The sequence below is a fragment of the Bradyrhizobium manausense genome, from assembly GCF_018129685.1.
Classification (GTDB): domain Bacteria; phylum Pseudomonadota; class Alphaproteobacteria; order Rhizobiales; family Xanthobacteraceae; genus Bradyrhizobium; species Bradyrhizobium manausense_D.
The window spans coordinates 1-7119 of sequence record NZ_JAFCLG010000046.1; the positions used below are offsets into that span (position 1 = coordinate 1).

The 7119-nt window shown below is 62.0% G+C and carries 9 protein-coding genes and 2 pseudogenes; 8 read left to right on the top strand and 3 right to left on the bottom strand.

Annotated features, from left to right (window positions below):
• Positions 1–149, top strand: a pseudogene (locus JQ621_RS35055) (IS3 family transposase); the annotation flags it as partial.
• 10 nt (positions 150–159) lie between these two features.
• Complete coding sequence (locus tag JQ621_RS35060; RefSeq protein ID WP_312015478.1) at positions 160–528, top strand: DapH/DapD/GlmU-related protein; 369 nt, start codon at positions 160–162, stop codon at positions 526–528.
• 783 nt (positions 529–1311) lie between these two features.
• Here JQ621_RS35060 and JQ621_RS35720 read toward each other — a convergent pair.
• Positions 1312–1563 (bottom strand): annotated as a pseudogene (locus JQ621_RS35720) (transposase); the annotation flags it as partial.
• Between the two features lie 88 nt (positions 1564–1651).
• Between JQ621_RS35720 and tnpA (JQ621_RS35070) the strand changes: the two are divergent.
• The 6 genes from tnpA (JQ621_RS35070) (at position 1652) to tnpC (JQ621_RS35095) (ending at position 6555) form a co-directional block, all read left to right on the top strand.
• Positions 1652–2008 carry an IS66-like element accessory protein TnpA gene (tnpA, locus tag JQ621_RS35070; RefSeq protein WP_212241760.1) on the top strand — a complete coding sequence of 119 codons (357 nt, stop codon included), beginning with the start codon at positions 1652–1654 and terminating at the stop codon, positions 2006–2008.
• Between the two features lie 24 nt (positions 2009–2032).
• Complete coding sequence (gene tnpA / locus JQ621_RS35075; protein ID WP_212241762.1) at positions 2033–2440, top strand: IS66-like element accessory protein TnpA; 408 nt, start codon at positions 2033–2035, stop codon at positions 2438–2440.
• Positions 2441–2463: 23 nt separating this feature from the next.
• Positions 2464–2784 carry an IS66 family insertion sequence element accessory protein TnpB gene (gene tnpB, locus JQ621_RS35080; RefSeq protein WP_312015479.1) on the top strand — a complete coding sequence of 107 codons (321 nt, stop codon included), beginning with the start codon at positions 2464–2466 and terminating at the stop codon, positions 2782–2784.
• 73 nt (positions 2785–2857) lie between these two features.
• A complete protein-coding gene (gene tnpC, locus JQ621_RS35085; RefSeq protein WP_212241766.1) occupies positions 2858–4429 on the top strand; it encodes an IS66 family transposase in 1572 nt (523 codons plus the stop codon).
• A 168-nt stretch (positions 4430–4597) separates the two neighbouring features.
• Positions 4598–4954: an IS66 family insertion sequence element accessory protein TnpB gene (tnpB, locus tag JQ621_RS35090; RefSeq protein ID WP_212241768.1), complete on the top strand. Its 357-nt coding sequence runs from the start codon at positions 4598–4600 to the stop codon at positions 4952–4954.
• Between the two features lie 122 nt (positions 4955–5076).
• Positions 5077–6555: an IS66 family transposase gene (gene tnpC / locus JQ621_RS35095; protein WP_212241772.1), complete on the top strand. Its 1479-nt coding sequence runs from the start codon at positions 5077–5079 to the stop codon at positions 6553–6555.
• Here the strand turns inward: tnpC (JQ621_RS35095) and JQ621_RS36095 are convergent.
• Positions 6531–6665: a hypothetical protein gene (locus JQ621_RS36095; protein ID WP_409334267.1), complete on the bottom strand. Its 135-nt coding sequence runs from the start codon at positions 6663–6665 to the stop codon at positions 6531–6533. The two genes, tnpC (JQ621_RS35095) and JQ621_RS36095, sit on opposite strands and share 25 nt — an antisense overlap.
• A gap of 20 nt (positions 6666–6685) precedes the next feature.
• A complete protein-coding gene (locus JQ621_RS35100) occupies positions 6686–7078 on the bottom strand; it encodes an IS5 family transposase (protein WP_212241770.1) in 393 nt (130 codons plus the stop codon).
• Positions 7079–7119 lie beyond the last annotated feature (41 nt).

Genomic DNA, 7119 nt, shown 5'->3' on the forward strand with positions numbered 1-7119 from the left:
GAAACTTCGAGGCCGTCGAGTTCGCGACTCTGGAATGGGTGGACTGGTTCAACAACCGAAGGCTCCTGGAGCCCATCCGCAACATACCGCCGGCCGAGGCCGAGCAACGCTACTACGCCACGCTGGAACAACCCGCCATGGCGGCATAACTTAAACCAAATGGCCTCCGGCAATCCTGGGGCGGTTCAGATCGGACCTGGCGTGGTCGTCGGAAGCGGCGTGGTTATCGGCCGCGACTGTCGGATAGGAGCACATGTGAGTCTAAGCTACGCTGTATTGGGAGAACGCGTTTACGTCTATTCCGGGGTCCGGATCGGACAGGAGGGCTTCGGCTTCGCGTCCACGAGTAATGGGTTTCTCTCCATCCCTCAACTCGGACGGGTTATTCTCGAAGATGATGTGGAAGTGGGTGCCAATACGACAATTGATCGAGGATCATCGCGCGGCACGGTAATAGGCGCTGGATCCCGTATCGATAACCTCGTGCAGTCGGACATAATGTCATCCTCGGGCGCTGCTGTGTTGTAGTTGCACAAGTTGGCATTTCAGGTTCAACCGTACTGGAGGATTTCGTGCGCGTAGGAGGACAAGCAGCTATGGCAGGGCATCTCAGAATAGGACGGGGTTCGGAAATCGGAGCGCAGGCGGGTGTCATTTCAGATTTGGCGCCTGGCGCGAAGGTTCTTGGGAGCCCCGCTCATGCGACTAAGCAAGGCCGGCCTGCACATCCTGAAAGCAAGCAATGTCAGATGATTTAAATGGAATGATCTTTCTGGCCATCGGCGAAGTAGCCGAGGAGCCAACTTCGGACGGCTTTTTGTTTAGGCCGATTCGTGTGACTTAAACTCGGCGGCTCGGGGAAGTGCAAATGAAACGTATCCTCGGCTTTCTGCTGTTTTGTGCAGTTGCCCTTTTTCTAATTGATGCGATGTTTTTCGACGGTCGGTATGGCAGACAAATCTTGCTAGAATTAAAGATGCAATCGCAAAGCTTTAATTACGAAATCCGAAGGTGGACGAGCTTCTAGGCATTGCCGTTTCGCCTACGACAGGATCGCTAATATGCGCCCTCGATCAAAATGGCCGTAAATTGCTGCGGCGCATGGGTCCGGTTGTGGCCCATCGCAACCGTCCGGGCGCTGCCGGGTTATATCCGAAGTTGAGGGTAGACTGGACCTTATTGCTCACGGCCGAAACCGTCGCTGTTAACTCGAAGCGGACCGCGGTTCCGAAGCGAGCGCCTGCGGGAAACGACACTGAGCCACGCCTTCTTGTTATTCTGGATGCGAGTCGCAAGGGCTAGGGTCCGGACTCAATTAGTCCACCATGAGACTGCGGCTGCCAACAGGATTGCAGACAGGAAGATGTCTGCGCGCTTGTCGTATCGAGTTGCGATACGACGGAAGTCCTTGAGCCGGCAGAACATGCGCTCGATGACGTTTCGGCCTTTATATGCTGTTTTGTCGTAACGATGCGGATGCTTGCGGGTCGGATTCGGCGGGATCACGGCCTTGATACGGCGTGCGGCCAGTTCGTCGCGTAAGCTCTTGGCGTCGTAGGCTCGGTCGGCAGTAAGCGCTGTTCAGCGGCCACCTACCGGATGACGGGGCGATCTGCGAGTCTGCGGTTCGGTTTCGACCGTTAGGCTTAGAATGGACACAGTGCATACTGCTATCACGGAGCCGGTGCGGCGGCTTGAGGTCTTCACCGGAGCCGGTCGTCGGCGGAAGTGGAGCGACGAGGACAAGGCGCGGATCGTCGCGGAGATCGTGGCGAGTGGCGACTCGGTGTGTTCCGTGGCTCGACGGCATGGATTGTCGCCGCAGCAGCTGTTTGGCTGGCGGCGCCAGTTGCGAGAAGCCGCAGGCGTTCATTCCGAGGCGGACGAAGTACAGTTTGTGCCGGCGGTGATGGACGCCGTGGTGCCGGCGCCGACTGCCCACCGGGAGCGCAAAGCGGTGCGCAAGGCAGATAGGTATCCGTCCGGTGAAGGCCGCCTTGCCGAATGAGGCGTGTTGTTGAGAACTGTCCTTATGGACAGTGATAGGCGCAGTGCCCAAGTCGAACGGCTTGAGGTGGTGGACACGGGCCGGCGGCGGCGCTGGTCCGAGGACGAGAAGCTCAAGATCGTCCTGGAGAGCTTGCAGGCGCCGCGCCAAGTCGCTGCGACGGCGCGGCGATATGGCGTTTCGCGCTCATTGCTGCTGCGATGGCGACGGTCGTTTCGGCCTGAGCCGAAGGATGCCGCCCATCAACCTGGCTTCGTACCGGCGATGGTGGTCGCGGAATCAAGTGCGCCCTATCCAGTCGCGCCGACGAGCAGCGGCGGGACGATCGAGATCGAGTTTGCGGCTGGGGTTCGGATGCGGATTACTGGCGCGGTCGACGCGGCCACGCTGAAGGCTGCGGTGGCGGCGCTGGCAGATGGACGCCTCCGGTGATCCCTATTGCGTCAGGCGTGCGGGTGTGGATTGCGACCGGCCACACCGATATGCGTCGGGGCATGAACTCGCTGGGCTTACTGGTGCAGGAAGCCTTTAAGCGAGACCCGCACGGCGGCGACCTCTATGTGTTCCGTGGCAAAAGCGGCAAGTTGATCAAGATCCTTTGGCACGATGGACTGGGCATGTCGCTTTATGCCAAGCGGCTGGAGCGCGGCCACTTCCTGTGGCCATCGCAGGCTGATGGCGTCGTGACAATTACCCCAGCCCAGCTTGGCTACCTGCTGGAGGGCATCGACTGGCGGATGCCGCAACATACCTGGCGACCGCAGGCGGCCGGCTGATCGCTGTGATTTGAATCGGTGTTGCGATCACCGGTTCGGACAGAGACCCCGTCTTGTGATTCTCTAGTCGGCAATGGGCGCCGATGATTCTCTTCCCGACGATGTGATCACCCTGCAGGCGATGCTGCGCGCCGAGCGAGCGGCCCGGTTGGCCGCGCAAGCCGAGGCCCAGGCGGGGACCTTGCTCATCGAGAAGCTCAAACTCACGATCAAGAAGCTCCGGCATGAGCAGTTCGGACAGTCCTCCGAGCGAGGCGCATTGCTGGACCAGCTCGAGCTACAACTCGCCGACCTGGAGGAGACCGCTGCGCAAGCTGAGACCGCGGCGCAGATGGCAGCCGACAAGATTACGGTGACATCGTTCGAGCGCCGCAAGCCGGCCCGGCGGCCGCTGCCAGAGCATTTGCCGCGGGAGCGCATTGTCTATCCGGTGCCTGCCACCTGCCCATGCTGCGGCGACAGCCGATTGCGCAAAATTGGCGAGGACGTGACCGAGACGCTGGAGCTCGTTCCGCGCCAGTGGAAGGTGATCCAGCATGTGCGCGAGAAGCTCGTCTGCCGCGTCTGCGAAGCGATCACCCAGCCGCCGGCTCCCTCACACCCGATTGCGCGCGGGCGTGCAGGGCCCAAGCTGCTGGCTCATGTCCTGTTCGCCAAGTACGGCCTGCACCTGCCGCTTCATCGTCAGAGCGACGTCTACCAGCGTGAGGGCATCAACCTCGACGTCTCGACGCTCGCGGACTGGGTAGGTGCCTCCGCCGCAAGCCTGATGCCTTTGGTCGATGCGATCCGGAGCCACGTCTTCGCAGCCGAGCGCATCCACGCTGATGACACCACGGTCCCGGTCCTGGCCAAGGGCAAGACCCGAACTGGTCGGCTTTGGACCTACGTGCGCGACGACCGTCCGTTTGCCGGCCCAGATCCGCCGGCGGCCGTGTTCTTCTACTCGCCCGATCGTGGCGGTGCGCATCCGGAGCAGCATCTGGCGGGCTACGCCGGACTGATGCAGGCTGACGCCTACGCTGGCTTTGGCAGGCTCTACGAGGCTAATCGCAAGGGCGGCCCGATCGTCGAGGCCGCGTGCTGGGCGCACGGCAGACGCAAGTTCTTTGATCTGGCACGGCTCAGCAAGGCGCCAATCGCGGCCGAGGCGGTCAAGCGCGTCGATGTTCTGTTCGCCATCGAGCGCGAGATCAACGGACTTCCTGCGCAGGAGCGTCTGCGTGTTCGCCAGGAGCGTAGTCGCCCCCTGATCGGCGAGCTGGAGGTGTGGTTGCACGAGCAGCGCGCCAAGCTCTCCAGGAACAACGACACGACCAAGGCGATCAATTACTGCCTCAGCCGCTGGGACGCATTTAGCCGCTTCCTTGATGACGGACGGCTTTGCATGTCGAACAATGCTGCTGAACGTGAGCTACGGGCGGTCGCCATCGGGCGAAAAAATTGGACCTTCGCCGGGTCCGATGAGGGCGGCCGGCGTGCTGCTGCCATCTACAGCCTCATCGCTACCGCAAAGCTCAACGACGTCGACCCGCAGGCTTGGCTTGCCGACGTGCTGGCGCGCCTACCTGATCACTCTGCCAAGCGCATTGACGAACTGCTGCCTTGGAATTGGCAGCCTCAAAGCGTCGCTCACGCAGCTTGAGCGCGATCAGCCTTCCGCCAAAAAACGGCATGGCCAGGGGCCTTCGCCGGATGCGTACGCAGATAGCGGGATCATCGAGATTGAAGTCGACGGCATCACGATCCGAGCCGGTCGTGGAGCGGACACGGCGATGATTGCGTCGATCGTCCAGGCGCTGAAGGCGAGCCGGTGATCGGTCCGTCAGGCGCGGTCCGGGTGATGGTGGCGACCAAACCGGTAGACTTCCGCAAGGGCATGGAGGGTCTTGCGACCCTGGTGCGCGAGAGCATGGGTGCAGATCCATTCTCGGGAGCTGTCTATGTGTTCCGGGCCAAGCGGGCGGACCGCATCAAGCTGGTGTTCTGGGACGGAACGGGCTTGTGCCTGTTCGCCAAGAGGCTTGAGGACGGGATCTTCCGCTGGCCGAAGATCGAGGACGGTGTGATGCGCCTGTCAGCCGCGCAATTGTCGGCGCTGCTGGAAGGACTCGACTGGCGGCTTGTGCATGAGGCACGGGAGACGCCGGCGCCAGCACGGCCCGGATAGCTGTTGGCAGTGCTGCGGCGAAGTGAATCAGGAGCGCCGAACGCGTCGCAAGATGGCGGCGAATATGCTCTGATTTGGGTGTGAGCGACGCCCTGCCTGACGATCTCGAGACGCTGAAAGCGATGCTGCTTGCCGAGCGGTGCGAGAGCGAACGGCTGCGTCAGATCATCAAGGAAATGCAGCGACACCGGTTTGGCCGGCGGGCGGAGACGCTACCCGAAGATCAGATGCTGCTGGGCCTGGAAGACGTCGAGCAACTCGCCGCGTACGGCGAGACGGCACAGAACGTCAGTGTACCTGAAGGCCGCGATGCGCGAGCTCGCAAGCGCCGCGGCAACCGTGGCGCGTTGCCGGCACACCTGCCGCGGATCGAGGTCATCGTCGATATCGATGACAAGACCTGTCCCTGCTGCCAAAGCGAGTTACACCGGATCGGTGAGGACAGAAGCGAGCGGCTGGACCTGGTCCCGGCTCAGTTCCGGATCCTCGTGACCCGGCGGCCCAAATACGCCTGCCGGGCCTGCGAGGATGGGGTCATACAGGCGCCAGCCCCGGCCAGGCTGATCGAGGGCGGATTGCCGACCGAGGCTACCGTCGCGCAGGTGCTGGTCTCCAAATATGCCGATCACCTGCCGCTCTACCGGCAGGCGCAGATTTACGCCCGCCAGGGCATTGAGCTCGATCGTTCAACGTTGGCGGACTGGGTGGGACAAGCAGCCTTCCACCTGCGTCCGCTGCATGAGCGCCTCCTCGGCAAGCTCAGGCAACGGCCAAAGCTGTTCGCCGGCGAGACGACAATGCCGGTGCTTGATCCCGGCCGCGGGCGCACCAAGACCGGTCAGCTCTGGGCCTATGCGGCAGACGACCGACCATGGGGCGGCGTCGATCCGCCGGGCGTCGCCTATGTCTATGCCCCAGATCGCAAAGCCGATCGACCGATCGTTCATCTCGCAGGCTTCAAGGGGATCCTGCAGGTCGACGGCTATGCCGGCTACGCCAAACTCGCTGAGCGGGGCGCCGTTGAGCTTGCGTTCTGTTGGGCGCACATGCGCCGCAACTTCTATGAGCTCGCAACACCTGGCCCGGCACCCATCGCGAGCGAGGCGCTCAAGCGCATCGCCGAGTTCTACGCGATTGAGAAGGAGATCCGCGGCCGCAGCCCCGAGGAGCGTCGCCTCGTGCGGCAGCAGAAAAGCCGGCCGCTTGCCGATACCTTCCAGAAGTGGCTACACGCAAAACTCGCCCTGATCAGCCGGAAGGGCAAGCTCGCCGACGCCATCCGCTATGCGCTCTCACGCTGGGAGGGTCTGACGCGCTTCATCGATGATGGCCGTATCGAGCTCGACAACAACGCCGTCGAACGTTCGATCCGTCCGATCACATTGAACCGGAAAAATGCGCTGTTCGCAGGATCCGACGGCGGTGCCGAGCACTGGGCCATCATCGCCTCCCTGGTCGAAACCTGTAAGCTGAATGACGTCGATCCGCTTGCTTACTTGACCGACGCGTTCACCAGCATCGTCAACGGTCATCCAAACCGCGACATCGACCAGCTACTGCCCTGGGCTTACCGCGCTCAAGCCCTCAAAGCCGTGGCCTGAGAACGACGCTTACGGTCGGCAAGCAGGCGGCGCGGATTGCGGATCATGCCGATCAGGTCGCGTGCACCGACCAAGTCGTGGGTATTGCCGGGGGTAATCAGGAAGGCCAAGGGGCGGCCGATATCGTCAGTCAGCGCGTGGATTTTGGTGGTTTGCCCGCCCCGCGAGCGACCGATTGCATTGTTGAAGGCCCCCCTTTTGCGCCAGCTGCGGAGCGATGGGCTTTGATGTAGGTGGAGTCCACCGAGATCGATCCGTACATGCCGGTCGATCCGGTCAGGGCGTAGAAGATACCCGTCCAAATCCCCTGCCGGCTCCAGCGGTTGAAGCGGTTATAGACCGTGGTGTAGGGGCCATAGACTTCCGGACAATCGCGCCAGCGCGAACCCGATTTCAGCATGTGCATGATGCCACTGATGACGCGACGATCGTCAACCCGATGCGCCCCTTTGCGCCCCCGCGGCAACAACGGCTCAATCCGCCGCCATTCCGCATCGCTGAGCCAGTAGACCTGCTTTGCCATTCAAGCCTCCCTTCCGTTGAGAAGCTTGAATCACAATCTAA

Coding starts and splice junctions, on each gene's coding strand:
- tnpA (WP_212241760.1), top strand. CDS start 1,652: ATGGACACAGTGCATACTGCTATCACGGAGCCGGTGCGGCGGCTTGAG.
- JQ621_RS35100 (WP_212241770.1), bottom strand. CDS start 7,078: ATGGCAAAGCAGGTCTACTGGCTCAGCGATGCGGAATGGCGGCGGATT.
- tnpA (WP_212241762.1), top strand. CDS start 2,033: ATGGACAGTGATAGGCGCAGTGCCCAAGTCGAACGGCTTGAGGTGGTG.
- JQ621_RS35060 (WP_312015478.1), top strand. CDS start 160: ATGGCCTCCGGCAATCCTGGGGCGGTTCAGATCGGACCTGGCGTGGTC.
- tnpC (WP_212241766.1), top strand. CDS start 2,858: ATGGGCGCCGATGATTCTCTTCCCGACGATGTGATCACCCTGCAGGCG.
- tnpC (WP_212241772.1), top strand. CDS start 5,077: ATGCTGCTTGCCGAGCGGTGCGAGAGCGAACGGCTGCGTCAGATCATC.